This window comes from Bacillus sp. FSL K6-6038 (genome assembly GCF_038050455.1).
GTDB lineage: Bacteria > Bacillota > Bacilli > Bacillales > Bacillaceae_G > Bacillus_A > Bacillus_A pseudomycoides.
Genome location: NZ_JBBOUH010000001.1, coordinates 1,885,377 through 1,902,762, shown reverse-complemented (window position 1 = coordinate 1,902,762; position 17,386 = coordinate 1,885,377). Strand labels below are relative to the sequence as shown.

The following is a 17,386-nucleotide window of genomic DNA, read 5'->3' as shown; positions in this document are numbered from 1 at the left end:
TTACTTCCCCCTTAATTCTTGAACAATTTCAGCTATGATACTAATCGCTATTTCAGTTGGCCCTTTTCCACCAATTGCAAGCCCTACCGGAGAATGAACATTTTTTGGTATCGTCTTTCCTTCTAATAGACGAGCAGTGCGGTGACGTGGACCTAAAATACCAATATAGCGAACACATTGTTTCAATAAAAGTTCAACCAATTGCTGATCGCGTTGAAAATGGTGAGTCATAATCACAACAAAATCTTCTTCTCTTAATAGAAGTCGTGGTACAATCTCTTTCGGAAACCCATTCATACAAACATCTGCACTCGGAAAATGTAAAGAATTACATAACGATTCACGCCAATCACAAACTGTTACAAAAAAGTTTACTTCTTTTGCAAACCGAACAAGAGGTTTCGCATCCTCCCCCGCTCCAAAAATAAAGAATCGTGGTTTTGGTGCAAAGTGTTGATAAAACCATTTACCGTATAAACCATGTAAGGAATGAGTTGAAAATAAAGCTTCTTCATTCCCAAACATGTCACCATTCTCACTTACAAACAAAGTCTGTAATGAAGAAAGGTTCTTTATCATTCGAACTGAAATACCCTTCTTAAGATATTCATATAGTGTTTGCAAAAAAGCTTTGTACTCCTCATCTATATGCTCAACTAATATACGAATGATGCCGTTGCATCCCATTCCCCAAGATAAATCATCTTCTGCTTTTGTATTAAACTGATGGATAGACCAAGTTTGATTCTCTATTACTTCAGCTGCATAAACAGAAACCTCTTCTTCTAAACAACCTGCACTTAACATTCCGACTTTCGTTCCATCTTCACCAAAAAGCATGATTGTTCCTTCTTTACAATATGCAGATCCTTCTACATGAATAATCGTCGCTAAAGCACATCGTTGTTCACAAGATAGTAGTGCTTCTAGTACAGTATGAACAGAAGTCATCATTGATGCTCCCGTTGTTTTTGTAAGACAGATTTCACAGCTTCTTCAATCTCTTGATAACTTGTGCACCGGCAAATATTAGAACTTAACCATTCTTCAATAACTGAATCATCCACATCCATTTTTTGTGTAACGAGCGCATGACAATTTATAATAAACCCAGGCGTACAATACCCACACTGAAAAGCCCATTTGTCTTCAAAAGCTCGCTGAATAGGCGTTTCCCATAAGCCTTCAATCGTTGTAATCCGCTTACCAATCGCTTCCACAGCTAACATAATACAAGACTTAATTGGTAGCCCCTCAACAAGAACTGTACAAGCACCACAATCACCGTTTTCACATCCCGGCTTAGCTCCAGTTAGACCGAGGTTATGTCGTAATGTATATAATAGCGTATCTGCCATTCTGACAATCACTTCACTATCTTCCCCATTCACATGAAGAATAAATTGCCCATTCCCCATTATTTCACCCCTTCAAGCTTCATCAGCACATCATAAAGCACATGTTGCAAAATAAACATACGATAAGCACGCGAACCTCGTATATCATCTAATATAAGTGCGGGAATATGAAGAAGGGCGCGCTCAATTCTCTTCCTTACTGGAATATCCCAATCGTTTAACACTGCCTCTATTGCGAGCGACCGAAATGGAAAGGCACACAATCCACTAAATGCAATTCGAATGTCTTCATCACTTTTTAACGCAGCAACTGTTACAAGTGGGTAATCAATTTTCTCTAATTGCCTTTTTTTCACACTGTAATAAGGAGATTCTATATATTTTTGATCGGTGATAATTTGTATGAGAAACTCACCTTTTTGCAATTGTAACTTCTCAATAAACGCTTGCTGTGCCTTGATATACTTTACACCTTCTTTTCCTGCAATAACAAATGTACTATCAGCTAGTAAAAAAGGAAGTACTGCTTCTCTATATATAATTTTCCCTGCAATATTGCCACCAAGCGTAATTTTATTTCTTGCTGTGTGATCTGCAGCTCTTCCGGCAGTCTCTCCAAGAAGGGGGAATACTTTTTCCTCTTGAACTTGTGTTAATGTTAATGTAGCTCCAAGAATAAGCTTTTGGTTATTCCATGCACAAATATTACCTTCGGGAATATCTTTCAAATCAATGACCGCTTTCGCAATTATTTGTTGCAAACGCCCCATTGTAATAATTTCAGTGCCTCCTCCATAATAAATAGGCCTTTTTCCCTCTTTATCCAGCTGATGAAATAATCGGATTGCTTCTTCGATACAATTCGGACGATAATATTCAAAGTCAAATGGTATCATATACACCATTCTCCTCCGCTTGTTTTACTTTCCAAATCAATTCAGGATTAATAGGTAATTGACGAAGTGAAATACTAGCCGCAATAGATAACGCATTCGCTAAAGCAGCTGGCATACCGATAATTCCATGCTCACCAAGCCCTCTAGACCCAAATGCAGCTTGATCATGCGGTACTTCTACAAATTCAGCAATGTATTTTGGGTGTTGCCCATAATGCATCACTTTATAAGAACGAAACTGATTATTAAGAACTCTCCCATACAAGTCATAGTGAAATGTTTCTCTCGTCGCAAAACTTAATCCCATACTCATAGCCCCTATAATTTGTGTTTCTGCTCCTTTTCTATTTAAAATCCTTCCAGCATCTGCAACCGTTACTGCTTTAATTAATTTATACGTATATAATTGTGGATCAAATTCAACCTCTATTGCCTGTGCTCCCACTCCCCACTCTGGTCCTTGTTGCCCTTTTCCTGTTTCATAGTCAATCTTTGTTATTCCTTCAAAGATATATGTACCTCTTCCGATTATTTGCGCCCCTGCTACATTCCCACTCGAATCAACATATCCAAAAACAATTTTTGAAAATGGTACGTAAATATCTGGATTTGTTTTTACATATACAGTCTTGTTTGCAATTGTTAATTCACCTGCTGGTATTCCAAGTACATTAGCCGCCGTATCTAGTAACTGCTTCATTACATCTTCCGTCGCTTTTACAACTGCATTTCCAACGAGATGTGTCGTTCGACTGGCAGCTGTTTTCCAATGTTTTGGCGCTATTTGTGTATTGACTTCCATCATAATAGATACATCTTTAACATTCATATTCATTTTTTCTGCAACCATTTGTGTTAAAGTTGTTTTCGTTCCTTGTCCAATTTCCACTGCACCACAATTGACATTTACACTCCCATCACCATTAAAGGTTATAGTCGCACCCGCTCCAGCATTATTTGGTGTAGTCGAATTTTTCCAAAAGCAACTAATTCCTTTTGCCCGTATCCTCCCATTTGGTAAAACAATACGATTCCCTTCTTCCCAACTAATAAGCAATTTTAACTTTTGTAAACACGCCCGAATATCCCCCGTATTACTTTTTGTGACTAATACTTGTGTTGGTGTTGTATCTCCTCGCTCAATTGTATTTTTCATACGAAACTCAAGCGGACATATATTTACTTTCTTTGCCAATATATCTATCATTCTTTCAATTACAAATGTATACTCGGCATGACTAAATCCACGAAACGATGTCGCATATGGATGATTCGTGTACATACAAAGCGAATCACACGATACATGCTGAATTGAGTATGGACCTGTACAGTCTAATCCGGCCGCTTTACTCATGGTCACTGCTCGATCAGCATACGCACCGCCATCAAATAAATATAAAATCTCTGCAGCTTGCAATTTCCCATTCTTTGTACATCCAAGCTTTACTTTTGCTTGTAAACCAATATGAACAGGCGATGTTACAAAATCTTCTTCTCTACTATTCCGCAGGGTAACACGCCTCCCACCCACTGCTTTAGAAGCAAGATACACTAAATACTCAAGTTGTACCGTTGTTTTTCCACCATACGCCCCTCCAACTAAAGGCACATGTACAATTATTTTTTCCTCATCAATTTGAAACGTCTTACTAAGCAATCTTTTAATTTCAAAAGGGGCTTGCGAAGTAGAATGAATAATAACCTCTCCATTTGGCTTAATTTCTACTTTCGCACATCGAGTTTCCATTGCAGTATGATCAGATTGCCGAAAAGAAAACGTTTCCTCTACAACAACTTCACTATTTACAAACCCTTCTCGAATATCTCCCTTACGAATTTTCGTTCTATTTGCAATATTTGTATGCGCTTCTGGATATACTTCTTCTTCCAATTCATATTGTTCTATATTTTCATGTACGAGTATATCCCTTTCTAAATAGGCTTGCAGCGGGGCGTGAACTACAGGCAGTTTCTTATATGTAACACGTATTTGTGCTGTTGCGTGTTTAGCAATCGCTTCGCTATCCGCTACGACAAGTGCAATAGGCTCACCAAAATACCGAACTTTTTCGTAGGCTAACGGGGGACGATCTACAATACTGGAACCGACCAGAATAGGATAATCTGCGCCTGTTATTACAGCATGAACACCAGGGATTTCCTCAGCTCTCTTTATATCAATACTTTCAATAAAAGCATGCGCATACACACTTGTTAAGAGTTTTGCGTATAAAGTACCTATCTCAATCTCGTCATCCACATATTTTGCTCTACCCGTTACTTTATCCGCACCTTCTTTTCGTTTAATACTTTTTCCAATAATGTGATACGGTTTCATTTTAGCCCTCCCTCCCTTCCTTCTACTCTTCTACCAACCTTATTCGTAGCCACCCTCATTTAGTACGGAACTCTTTATAGATGCACAATACCATTAGAGAGAACTTCACCTAACCTTGTGGACAGTTTACGAGTTTGAAATAGATAAGAAGCAGACAGAAAGAGTAATCCTGCAAAACGGTCGATCCATCCCCAGCAAATTCCCATTCAAATAGAAAAATGTCTTTCATGAACAGAATTTCAATGGTTATATAAATAAAAACATATTCTTCACACAAAAAAAGAAGCTCTCCCAACATATAAATTTTAGGACAGCTTCTTTCTTATATTCATTTGAAATTAGATTAAATCCTCAATCGAAAATGCACCCGGTAACAATTGTTCAACCGTTACTTCTTTTTCATCGCCTTTTAGATTTGTTAATAACACTGGCATTTTAGGATCGCAAAACTCTGCAATGACTTGTCTACAAGCTCCGCATGGTGAAATAGGCCCATCTGTTTTACCTGTAATTACTAAATAACTAAAATCACGTTCCCCTTCTGATACTGCTTTAAATATAGCCGTTCTTTCAGCACAATTACATAGACCATAAGAAGCATTTTCTATATTACAACCTGTATAGATCTTACCTTCTTTCGTAACCAACGCTGCACCAACAGGAAATTTAGAATATGGAATATAAGCTTTTTCTAACATCTTCGTTGCTTCTTCAATGTATCTTTTTTTATCCAAGTTATTTCCTCCTCAGAGTAAATTAATCCTATGAACCATTAATCAGTTATAATTGTATGAATTAAGTTAGGAGTTTCAGCCTTTTCTGATACAGAAATGTTTTCATAAATTTTAGCTTTTACATCTTCCACGTTTTCACGATTCGCGTAAATCGTAACAAGTGGTTCCCCTTCTTTTACAGCTTCACCAACTTTTTTACGTAGCATTAAGCCAACAGCTAAATCAATTTCATCTTCTTTTGTTGCACGACCTGCCCCTAGAAGCATGGCAGCAATACCTATTTCATCTGCCACAATGTTAGAGACTACACCTGAAGTTTTAGCAGGTACATCAATTACATATTTAGCTTGTGGTAACTTTTCTGGATGATCTACAATTGAGCTATCTCCACCTTGATTACTCAAGAACTCCTTGAACTTCTCAATTGCTTTTCCATTTTTCATAACTTCTTTTAGCATTTCACGTGCTTCTTCTAACGTATTCGCTTTTTTCCCAAGTACAACCATTTGACTACCTAATACAAGTACTAATTCCGTTAAATCTTCTGGACCTTCCCCTTTTAATGTATCAATCGCTTCTTGTACTTCAAGAGCATTACCAATTGCAAAGCCAAGAGGTTGTGACATGTCTGAAATAACAGCCATTGTTTGACGTCCAACATTATTTCCGATTCGTACCATTGCGTGTGCTAATTCTTTCGCATCCTCTTCTGTTTTCATGAATGCACCAGCACCTGTCTTAACATCAAGAACAATCGCATCAGCACCAGCCGCAATCTTTTTACTCATAATCGAACTTGCGATTAACGGAATTGAATTCACTGTTCCAGTAACATCACGTAGTGCATATATTTTTTTATCGGCAGGCGTTAAATTTCCTGTTTGTCCAATAATTGCAACCTTGTCACGGTTCACTAATTCGATGAATTGCTCTTTCGTAATTTCAACATGGAAGCCTTCTACTGCTTCTAATTTATCAATTGTACCACCCGTATGACCTAAACCTCGACCAGACATTTTTGCAACTGGTACATCTAAAGCAGCTACTAATGGTCCTAACACTAATGTTGTTGTATCACCAACACCACCAGTTGAATGTTTATCTACTTTAACTCCTTCAATCTCAGATAAATCAATTGTTTCTCCAGAATGCACCATAGCCATCGTTAAATCGGCACGTTCACGGTCAGACATGTCTTTGAAAAAGATAGCCATTGCCAGTGCACTTACTTGGTAATCAGGTATTGATCCATCTGTATACCCTTTGATAAAGAATTGAATCTCCTCTGTTGTTAATTCTTTACCATCACGTTTTTTCGCGATAATATCTACCATTCTCATCTGAATCACCAATCCTTTTTATTTTTTATTCGTCTAGCTCTTAAATTCTTAATATATTAAACCAACTATTGTTGCTGATAAAAAGCTTACTAAAGTTGCACCAAAGAGTAATTTCAAACCAAATCTTGCTACTACATTCCCTTGTTTTTCATTCAAACTTTTAACAGCACCGGCGATAATTCCGATTGAAGAGAAGTTTGCGAATGAAACAAGGAACACTGATATGATTGCTGTTGTTCTGCCTGAAAAATTAAAGTTCCCTTGTGCTAAATTTGTCATAGCTACAAATTCATTTGATACAAGTTTCGTTGCCATGATGTTACCTGCGTTAACAGCTTCATGCCAAGGGACACCTATAATAAAAGCAAATGGCGCAAATACATAGCCAAGGATTTCTTGGAATGAGATACCAATTACCCCTTTAAAAATTGCATTAATGAAAGCAATTAAAGCAACAAATCCAATTAACATAGCCGCTACTGTAATAGCAACTTTAAAGCCATCAATTATATACTCCCCTAATACTTCGAAAAAGGTCTTTTTCTCTTCCTCTTGTACTTCTAACATATCTTCTTCTTCAGTAACCTCGTAAGGGTTAATGATAGAAGCGATAATAAAACCACCAAACAAGTTAAGCACTAAAGCGGTTACAACGTATTGAGGCTTTAATAACACCATGTATGATCCAACAATCGACATAGAAACCGTTGACATTGCAGATGCACATAATGTATATAATCTTCTTTCCGATAATAAACCTAACTGTTTCTTAACCGAAATAAATACTTCTGATTGTCCTAGAATCGCTGAAGCTACAGCATTATACGATTCAAGTTTCCCCATTCCATTTATTTTACTTAAAGCTAAACCAATATATTTCACAATAAATGGTAATACCTTAATGTGTTGCAGGATACCAATTAAAGCTGATATGAAAACAATTGGCATTAATACCCCTAAAAAGAATGAAAATTCTTTTTGATTTGCTAAACCACCAAATACAAAATTAACACCATCACCAGCATACTTTAACAATTGTCCAAAACCATCTGCAATCCCAGCAATTAACACGTTCCCGATGCTTGTATTTAATAGTAAGAAACCTAAAATAAACTGAAGTACAATCATCGTTATAATAGGGCGATATTTCACTTTTCTTCTATTATTACTAGCAAGCCATGCAATGCCTAACACAATGATCAAGCCTATGATACCGATTACATATTTCATAAAATCCCCCCTCCTTTTCCGTATCCGCTTACATATTTATCAAGTGTTAAAGTAATAGATACACCATGCTCCTTGCAGTTTGTTTATCTATTACTTACAACGTTTTATGAATTAGTAGTTATCTGAAGCACCATTTTTGTCATCTAATACGATTGCAACACTAGCGCTTGCTCCGATTCTAGAAGCTCCAGCTTCAATCATTTTCTCTGCATCTTCTCTTGTACGAACACCACCAGATGCTTTCACACCAACATTTTCTCCAACAGTTTTACGCATTAATGCGATATCTTCAGCAGTCGCTCCACCAGTTGAGAATCCAGTTGAAGTTTTTACAAAGTCAGCTCCAGCTTTTACAGATAATTCACAAGCACGTACTTTTTCTTCATCTGTTAATAAGCATGTTTCAATAATAACTTTTACAAGTGCTTTTCCTTTTGCAGCTTGTACAACTTCGTAAATATCTTTTTCAACGAATTCATTATTGTCATCTTTTAAAGCGCCAACGTTGATTACCATGTCAACTTCAGTTGCACCTTTTGCAATTACATCTTTTGTTTCAAATACTTTTGTTTCAGTTGTATTCGCACCTAAAGGGAAACCAATAACTGTACAAACATCTACATCATGTCCTGCTAATTCTTCGGCTGCTAATTTCACCCATGTAGGATTAATACAAACAGAAGCGAAATTGTATTTTTTTGCTTCTTCTAAAACTTTCATAACGTCTTCTTTTTTAGTATCCGGTTTCAAAACTGTATGATCAATTAACTTTGCAATGTTCATTTTCTTCACTCCTCATATCTTTTAACAACTTCATTCTAACTCCACTTTGAACAAATGTAAACACACTTTTGAAATTATGTTCAATATTTTTTTGAGATAGCGAACTAAGTTTTTAAAATTGACACAAAAAAGGGGATACCCTATTAACAGCTCCCTCATAAAACACAGTATTTATTCATTTATAAAGTGAAACTTTAATCAGTGAAGGGGCTTCACCCCTCACTGATTATCAGCCCTCACCAATCCGACTTTTACGGGATTAAAAAATTCCTTTCACAAATCTCTTATACAAACCATTATTTCATCATGAATTTTTTACTGAAAAACTCATATATTGCACAGCCACATACTAAAAGAAGGTTTCTCAAATTTATACTTTTGAGAAACCTTCTTTTTTAACCTTTTTAATAATTTAAAAGCTCTTTCGCGGTATGCTGATCTATAATCAGCACATTTGCATATCCTCCGCTTAACGCACCATCTATTGCTTTTACTTTTCTAGAACCTCCAGCAACAAGAACAGAGCGTTTTTTTAAGCGCAACTCCTCTAAATCAATACCAATTGTACGCTGATTAATTTCCTCACTGCAAATATTACCAGCTCCATCAAAGAAACGTGAACAAATATCACCAACAGCTTGTTCTTTCAATAAACTCATCTCTTCTTTATCTAAATAGCCTAATCGAAATAATAGAGCTTCGTCTCTAACAGTTCCAACCGTAAAAATTGCAATATTTGCTTGTTTTCCCATTTCAATAATATGGTGAATATGTCTATCCTGTTCCACTAATTCCTTTGTAACTGCGTTATCAAATATAACTGGAAGCGGTAGATTTCGTGGTGTCGTTTGAAATGCATCTGCAAATAAAGCGATTGTTTCATTCGCATAGGTATTAACACTTGAGTGACTAATACCCCCTTTTAATTGAACAACCTCTACCCCTTTTACATGTTGCGGCACAATTTTTCTTGCGATTTCATACATAGTGGTTCCCCAGCTCACACCAACGATATCACCATTTGTAACAGTCTTCTCCATATACTCAGCAGCATATTTACTAATATATTCCGTAATAGTCGCATACTCTGGTACCGGAGAAAATACGACGTGCGCTTCTAATAAATTATATTTTTCTCTAAGTAGATTTCCTACATTATCTAAATCAGCAAATGGATCTGCTATGTTAATTTGAACAAATCCTTTTTCTTTCGCATATTTTAAAAGCCTTGAGATGGTCGGTCTGGAAATATTCAGTTTATTAGCAATTTCTTGTTGGCTATAATCAGATTGGTAGTATAATCTTGCAACTTCAACACTTAATTGTTGTTTATCTTTATCCATAGTAGCTATTTATATATCCTTTCCTACATTTTTCTATCATTTACAAGCATTATACCGCTTTATTCTAGGAAATTCGACCATCTAAATTGATAGCCAACATTTTCAGAGTAACTTCAATCAAATTTATTTATTGGGCGAAAAAAATTTCTATCAATAAGTTTCTTTTTTCGGTCCCTTGAATTAACACATATGAAGTTCCTTAAACCTCTATTTATCCTCGTTTCAAACTTCAACCAAAACAAAAAAATCAGCGGAGGCCCCCCACTGATTAGAGTCTTACTTTATTCTACTACACCTTCATGTAATTTTTCTGTATAATTCTTAACATCCTGCCAACTATCTCTAGCTGTATTCAGATCTTCTTTGATAAAAGTAAACTCCTCAGGACTGATGCCTTTTACATTTTGCAACAAATTATTATACTTCGCTCCAATTGTATACCACTGATTCGATATATTTTGAAGAGAAGTAATGGCTGCATCAATTGTTTCCGTCATATTGATTGTCTTATTTTTAACATCAGTCAAAATAGCTACTTCCGCCTGTGCCCCAGAAATTCTAGCCTTTAAGTTTTCGATTTCTCGTTCTGCATTTGCAATATCTTTCTTAGCGACAGCAATCATCGGCCCACCAGCGAGACAAGTGATTAACGCCACACAAAGTGCTGCTCCCGCAATAACCATATCATTACTTTTTTTAATTGAATCATTGTAAGTATTGATTTGCTGTTGTAAAAGTGGAATTCCAGCATTCGTACTTGCTAAAATTGAGGTTAATTGATTGGAATCATCCTTAAAACTTTTTGTATCTTCTGCCATTCTATTTCGAAACGTTTTTAGATTTCCTAACAGCTTATCCACTTCACTCTGGTTGTTCAAAATGACATTGTACAATTTTTCTAAATCAGATTTCAATTTTCCGCTGTCTTTTTGGTCCATAGCTGCTAATAAATTGTTGTAATATGCTTGGAATGTATCATTAAATTCCACAATATTTTGATCCGTCTTCAAAATTTGAGGTTTCATTTCATCTAACCAGTATGTCGCATTCAACTTGGCCTCTTTTTGGTGCTTGATCATATTTTCTCGTAAACTACTATTTACTGCACTTATTTTACTCAAATCTGTTTCTTGTTGATCACGAATTGTTTTCGCATATGCATCCATTGCAAATACACTAGATGTTGTTTGTGCCATTACATCCTGGAATCCTGCAGGACCAAGAGAATAGTTTTTATTACTTTCTTGCAATGAATGTATTTGCCCCTTTTGTTCTGCTGCAAGTGGATGCAGTGGTACAATATTACTTGTCGTAACCCCAAGAACCATCATTGACAACATGATTTTCTTATAAAGCCTCTTATTCATATCTCCACCTACTTTGTATAAAGTACAACTTCTATCAGCTGAGATTCTCTTTATCTCAACCATTCTCTGTGTCTCTCTGTTCACGAATAATGAGATTAAAAATCTCCTGCTCAAAATTGAACAGGAGACCTGCATCCCATACTTTATATGTCCGAAAAAATTATCAAGTATCTCCATATAAAGCATTAGTGATTTATTACGCTTTTGTATCCACTACTTTAATATCCTCAGCATAAATCTTTTCAGCATAATCTTTAATATTTTTCCAGCTATCTTTAGCAATATTTAGATCCTCTTTGATGAAAACAAGATCGTTAGGGCTAATAGATTCAACGTTTTGAAGTAAAGAGTTATATTTTGATCCCATTGTATACCATTGATTTGAAATATTTTGCAGTGCAGTAATGGCTACATCGATTGTATTTGTTAAATATTCAGTTTGAGTTTTAATATTTGTTAAGCCAGCTACCTGTAATTGAGCTTGCGAAATTTGTCCTGTTATCTTTTGGATTTCTGCCTGTGCATTATCAAGTTCTTTCTTCGCTAAAACAATTCCAGCAGTTCCCCCTCCTATCGCTGCTGCTCCACCTGCAATAAGTCCAATTCCTAATGGAGTCCCTGCACCAGTAGCAATTACAACTGCACCACCTATAATCGCGATTGGTCCTAAAGCTGTTGCAACTGACGATCCAATAATAATTGCGTTATATTTACCAATCGCCTCATTATACGTTGTGATTTGATTTTGCATAAGTGGGATACCAGCATCTTGACTTGCTAAAATAGACGTTAATTGATTTGCATCGCCTTTAAAGTTTTGTGTATCTGCTGTCATTTTATTTCGGAATTTTTTTAAGTCTTCCACTAACTTATCTACTTTTTCTTTGTTCTCTGTAATACTAGCAGATAATCTTGTAAGTCCTTTTGTTAGTGTTGCTTTGTCTTTATTATCTACCGCTGTTACTAACGTATCATAATAGTTTTGGAATTTCGTATTATAATTAATAATATTTTGGTTCGTGGAAATCAATTGCGGTTTAATTGTATCCAACCAATGATTTGCATTTCCTCTAGCAACATCTTGATGATGAACGACTTTTGTTTTTAAAGAATCATCAACTGTCGTTATACCATTAAAATTAACATTAGCTTGTTTGATAATTGTTAAAGCATATAGGTCCATTACTAAAGCATTTGAACCTGTTCTTGCCATCGCATCTCTTAGACCGTCTGGCCCTAATGAATATTCAGAGTACTTGTCCGATGCATCTGATACACTAGCATGAATCGGAATTGGTTTTGTTGTGCTTTCCGCTGCATAAGTATGTGCTGGTAGGATATTACCTGCTGCAACTACTGCCATGATTGCCGATAGAGCCATTACTTTATAAGGTTTTTTTGTCATTTTTCTTCTCTCCCTATATCATTAATTATTATGATGTATTGTCTGCAAGAAATTTAATGTACCATTACATTTGTCACGTAATCTTCAAATTGCTTCGTTTGTTTAGCCATCTCATCATTTAATCTTTTAAGTTGACTAAATTGTTTTTGGAGTGTACTACTATCAATAGAAACACCTGTTGCAAGATTCTCTTTCATTTGAAGCATAGTTTCATTCACTGACTTCCAATCATTCACCAAATACTCCAAAGTTGTAATTTGTCTATTAATTAGCTCCGTAAAACTTTTTACCTGATCTTCAATAAATGTAATTTCAGTTACTTGAATTTCAGATTGTGATAACTTTTGAATAAGTGGTAGTAGTTCTTTTTGCTTCTGCTGAATTCTATTCGCAGCTTCTCTTGTTTGACTATCTGCAGCATTTACGATTTCATCGCTAAGAGATCCAATCGATACAAAATCTACTGTTTTTGTCTGAGCTGTTTGATTCGTAATTGTAAAAACTTGTTTCCCAATATTAATTGAGCCTTTAATAATTTCATTTGGTCGATTTAAAATCTTTGTAAGTTCCGCTTGAATCTCTTCTTGAATTCTTTTAATATCCGCTCTTATTTGTACAATATCTCCATTTGAGCCCTTTAATGATTGAATTGCTGTGTCAGCCTTTTGAGATAGACTTGCATTATCTTTATCCAATAAAGCTTTAAAACGATTTAACTCAAGTAAAGTTTGTTCCATGTCATCTTGAATTGTTTGTGATTGACTATGGAGTCTACCGAAAGCGCTTACAAAATCATTTTTTGCTTGTTCATCTTCATTCACTTTTCCAGCTAAATCATATAATTTACTATAATAGCTATTAAATCTTGTACTATATCTCATCATTTCTTGATTTAGATCCATTAACTTCGGATTATACTCATCTACCCATTCACGGACATTCGTTTTTGCGATCTTTTGAAAATCTGTCAAACTACTCATAGCACTTACTTTAATATCTGGCTGTTGTAAAATAACTAATCCGTAAGCTTGTATTAAAGGAGTGTTTGCCCCTAAAGTTCTTATCGAATTTGACAATGTATTTCTAGCCGTAATATTTTGAACACTTGTTTGTTTAAATTCTGATTGATTACTTTCTGCGAAAGCACTTATAGGTGTTAAGCAACTTGTAGATACTGCCGTAACCAATAGCCCTGTAAGTAAAGTCTTTTTCACTTTAACTCCTCCTAATATATTAGTAACTAATTATATTTTTTTATATAGATTTAATACTGTTTATTTCTTTGTAATAGACAAATATAGGAAACGTTTCCATACATATCAATCTTTTTCGAATATGTATGAACTCTATTAGTTTTTATATTTCCTTATTAGCGATTTCATCCCTTACTTTTTTGATTCAAATTAGAACTACTATCTTAATAAGAAAATAAAATCATATTTTACTATATCCACCTCTTTCGATTCATTAGATTTAAAATATAGCACCACTTGGACTTAAACTAAATCATATAAGCTATTCATCATACCTTTTATTTACTGAATGAATTTCCTACCATGAATCTTCTTCCAATTCCCTATAAAACTAAGAAAGAAGATTGCATATGTTACACAAAAATATTATTCATTTTTCACAATTCATTAATAAGGTTATGAAACAAATAACTGTGTTTAAATTCAAGTTTTATACTGTAGCCTCATTTAAACACAGCTATTTTTTATCGTAAAGGTGTATTTTTTCTTCCGTTATTCCATAGGCTTTTTGTCTTTATTTCAATATAAAGTAACATTAACTTTATAAAATATTAATAGGAGTATTTTTCATTGAAAAGCACCTTTATCTCTAAAAGAATCGCCATAACAATTATTATTTCGATATAACTATTATGAGTGTATGCAATTATGCATACACTCTTTTCACAAAGCAGATTTCCTTACTTTAAAACTTTTTCTCCCTTACAGAAAACAATTCATTTTCTCTTTTTATAAAAAAGAAAATGAATTAATCATCCTCCTGATAAAAACATTCCCTTTCTGCTCTTTTATTCATAGGTAGTAAGTCCCATCTATATCCTATATTCATTATCTAAAAGCGAGCGCTCACTAGCACCAATTAAATGGTAAAGTTTACTGAGAAATCCTATTCTATTTCTATTTTTTGATTAGCAAAGTACACTACAAACTACCACAGTGTCTACATTTATTACGCCTCCGATAATAGTAAGCTATCGTAGCGCCAAACAGAGCCACTCCCCAAATTGGCCATAATAACTCTGGACCTTCCAATGCCCATCCCCTATGATCTAGGCCCCCTTTATTAATAAAACCTCGGATGTACATCAAACCAGCTGAAGTAACCATAATGGAAACCAGTGAAGCCGGGATAATCGCTAATGAAAGAGGTACACGCTTACCAGCAACAAATGGAAACCAACGCGGAAAATTTTCTCCCCATCGCTGAATAAGCCCTAGCGTAAGAATTGCCCCTCCAAGCGCTACGGTTGCCAAAGACGCACCCATTAACCAAATTCCAGGTGAATCACGTTCAAAAGAATCAAGTAATTCTTTAGTCGTTCCTAGTGGAATGCCTATCGCCCAACACCATCTTGTTATGGAATAACAGATGGGAATTATAATAGCAATGTAAGTGCACCATTTCCCCCAAGATGCTGCTGAGGATTGTGATGTCCATTTAGAAGGATTACTATTTCGGCCACAATACGGACAAGCATTTCGTGTTTGGCGTTGGTAGGCTAAAGCAGTAGCAATCCATAGAAAGGATCCAAGCATACTAATATATTGATTTATAACCGTCCCATACATCATGTGTTCAAAAAAATTAGCTTCAGATGGAAAATCAAATGGCGCTCCAACCAGAAAGACAATTCCATACGCCGCAGTCGCCAAAATACGGTAATCGATAACTGCAAATAATAGAATTGCTACTAACATATACACAAACGTGAGCAACATCATTCGGAAAAGTCCCTTGCCCCAGCCAAGAATCATCAGGACAGCTACAATGACTCCCATTAATCCAAATCCAACCATCATAGATGCACCGATCTCAGGCCTCAAACCAGCTAGCATTGAGTATTCAGAATGTGGATCCCCTATCCCAAGTGGAAAACCTTTTCCTCCCAACGCCCAATACAAACCTAATATGAAATACATAAACGACCACGCACCTGCAACATACCCAATCCATTTTGGCCATAGCGATAACCGCTCAACAATATGAATTCCGGTTTCACTTGTTTTCTTTATCTTTAACATCTCGAAAACCACCCCTTCTATTAGAAAGTTCAAATGCTAAAACTTTCCGCAAAATCCACACTGGCCTTTCCTTCTTTGATAATAAGCAAGAGTTGCCACTCCTAATGCTATTCCCCATGGAAGCCAAAATAGTGAAGGTCCTAATTCTCCCCAATTTCCAGTATTGATGGAACCATCCAATATTTTCAAAATGATAATCGGACTTATTTTTAATCCCGCAAGAGTGATAAGAACAGATGCACATGTCGCTGGTATCACCGCGAACCAAATAGGAACACGTCTTCCAGCCAAATAAAGGCACCAACGAGGAAAATTTTCTCCCCATTTTTGGATAAGTCCCAATGTAAGAATAGCACCGCATATTGGTAATCCCCCAAGTACGACCTCTATCAAACGTTCCGTAAATGATTGATTGCTAATTAATGTTGCTGCTGCATCACTCACTCCCAATGGAATCTCTGCAGCCCACGCTAAGCGGACAATGCCATAAGGAAGTGCCATAGCGATAGCAATGTAGGTTGCATATTTCCCCAAACTGTTTCCGGCAATTGAGTTATCCTGAGTCTCCTTTTGGCGCCCGCAATTCACACATGCTTCCCGGCTACGCCGCTGATAAGCCAAGGCTGTGGCTCCCCACAAAAATCCCCCTACCATACATAGAAGTTGATTTATTACAGACCAATCAATGAGTTGAAAGTGTAGCATGAATGAATAAGCGAAATTCTGTAATACCCGGACATCAGGAATCACAAACACTAGAGTCATACACATTATCCATGCGAAAATGAGCAGGACTACACGTGGAATCATTTCCCCCCACATTCGGATTGTAGCCAATGCAGCGATTGCTCCAATCCCTCCAATGCAAGCGATTGTCACTCCTCCCACATCTGATTGTATGTTTGCTAAAAATGATCCCATCATAACCCCTCTTGAATCATTTTCACCAAAAGGAAATCCTGCGCCTCCTAAAGCCCAATAAAGCCCCAAAATCCCATACAAGAAAGACCAGATTGCAGCTATATAAGCAACCCATCTATGCCAATCTGACAGCAGTTTATTTTGATTCCTCTTCCTATCTTTCAATGTGTATTCTGAGTTATTCTCAGTCGACTGTCGTATATGATTTAATTTAAAAACCATAGTCTCCAACTCCTTAGTGGATAGTGATGAGTAAGTTCATACTATAATAGGAGAAACAATTTGAAACGAATCCACGGACCTGTTTATAAACAGGTCTAAAGATCCGTTTATAAACAGGAGTTTACATGATTAAGGCTTTAGGCCCACTTCTTGTAAATGTCGCTAGAAAACAAA

14 protein-coding genes are annotated in these 17,386 nt (G+C 36.0%); all 14 read right to left on the bottom strand.

Going from position 1 to position 17,386, the window contains the following annotated elements:
* Positions 1-951 (bottom strand): XdhC family protein, encoded by a 951-nt coding sequence (locus NSQ40_RS09715; protein ID WP_098187836.1) that lies wholly within the window; start codon positions 949-951, stop codon positions 1-3.
* Positions 951-1,418, bottom strand: coding sequence for a (2Fe-2S)-binding protein (locus tag NSQ40_RS09710; protein WP_003196852.1), 468 nt, complete (start codon positions 1,416-1,418; stop codon positions 951-953). The genes NSQ40_RS09715 and NSQ40_RS09710 overlap by 1 nt, the downstream gene beginning before the upstream one ends.
* Complete coding sequence (locus tag NSQ40_RS09705; protein ID WP_033796061.1) at positions 1,418-2,254, bottom strand: FAD binding domain-containing protein; 837 nt, start codon at positions 2,252-2,254, stop codon at positions 1,418-1,420. Before NSQ40_RS09705 ends, NSQ40_RS09710 begins: the two co-directional genes overlap by 1 nt.
* Positions 2,241-4,592: a xanthine dehydrogenase family protein molybdopterin-binding subunit gene (locus tag NSQ40_RS09700; protein ID WP_098187837.1), complete on the bottom strand. Its 2,352-nt coding sequence runs from the start codon at positions 4,590-4,592 to the stop codon at positions 2,241-2,243. The genes NSQ40_RS09705 and NSQ40_RS09700 overlap by 14 nt, the downstream gene beginning before the upstream one ends.
* Before the next feature lie 338 nt (positions 4,593-4,930).
* Complete coding sequence (locus NSQ40_RS09695; protein WP_003206815.1) at positions 4,931-5,326, bottom strand: cytidine deaminase; 396 nt, start codon at positions 5,324-5,326, stop codon at positions 4,931-4,933.
* Positions 5,327-5,364: 38 nt separating this feature from the next.
* Complete coding sequence (locus tag NSQ40_RS09690) at positions 5,365-6,666, bottom strand: pyrimidine-nucleoside phosphorylase (protein WP_006094518.1); 1,302 nt, start codon at positions 6,664-6,666, stop codon at positions 5,365-5,367.
* A 48-nt stretch (positions 6,667-6,714) separates the two neighbouring features.
* Positions 6,715-7,896 (bottom strand): NupC/NupG family nucleoside CNT transporter, encoded by a 1,182-nt coding sequence (locus NSQ40_RS09685; RefSeq protein ID WP_003196842.1) that lies wholly within the window; start codon positions 7,894-7,896, stop codon positions 6,715-6,717.
* 111 nt (positions 7,897-8,007) lie between these two features.
* Positions 8,008-8,679 carry a deoxyribose-phosphate aldolase gene (gene deoC / locus NSQ40_RS09680; RefSeq protein WP_341286101.1) on the bottom strand — a complete coding sequence of 224 codons (672 nt, stop codon included), beginning with the start codon at positions 8,677-8,679 and terminating at the stop codon, positions 8,008-8,010.
* 404 nt (positions 8,680-9,083) lie between these two features.
* Positions 9,084-10,022, bottom strand: a complete 939-nt coding sequence (locus NSQ40_RS09675) for a sugar-binding transcriptional regulator (RefSeq protein WP_003196838.1) — start codon at positions 10,020-10,022, stop codon at positions 9,084-9,086.
* A 281-nt stretch (positions 10,023-10,303) separates the two neighbouring features.
* Complete coding sequence (nheC, locus tag NSQ40_RS09670; protein WP_033797946.1) at positions 10,304-11,389, bottom strand: non-hemolytic enterotoxin subunit C; 1,086 nt, start codon at positions 11,387-11,389, stop codon at positions 10,304-10,306.
* 196 nt (positions 11,390-11,585) lie between these two features.
* Positions 11,586-12,794 carry a non-hemolytic enterotoxin subunit B gene (gene nheB / locus NSQ40_RS09665; protein WP_003196833.1) on the bottom strand — a complete coding sequence of 403 codons (1,209 nt, stop codon included), beginning with the start codon at positions 12,792-12,794 and terminating at the stop codon, positions 11,586-11,588.
* Between the two features lie 53 nt (positions 12,795-12,847).
* Positions 12,848-14,008 carry a non-hemolytic enterotoxin subunit A gene (gene nheA / locus NSQ40_RS09660; protein ID WP_003196831.1) on the bottom strand — a complete coding sequence of 387 codons (1,161 nt, stop codon included), beginning with the start codon at positions 14,006-14,008 and terminating at the stop codon, positions 12,848-12,850.
* A gap of 960 nt (positions 14,009-14,968) precedes the next feature.
* Positions 14,969-16,069 (bottom strand): hypothetical protein, encoded by a 1,101-nt coding sequence (locus tag NSQ40_RS09655; RefSeq protein ID WP_341286100.1) that lies wholly within the window; start codon positions 16,067-16,069, stop codon positions 14,969-14,971.
* A gap of 36 nt (positions 16,070-16,105) precedes the next feature.
* Complete coding sequence (locus NSQ40_RS09650; protein ID WP_003196827.1) at positions 16,106-17,212, bottom strand: hypothetical protein; 1,107 nt, start codon at positions 17,210-17,212, stop codon at positions 16,106-16,108.
* Positions 17,213-17,386 lie beyond the last annotated feature (174 nt).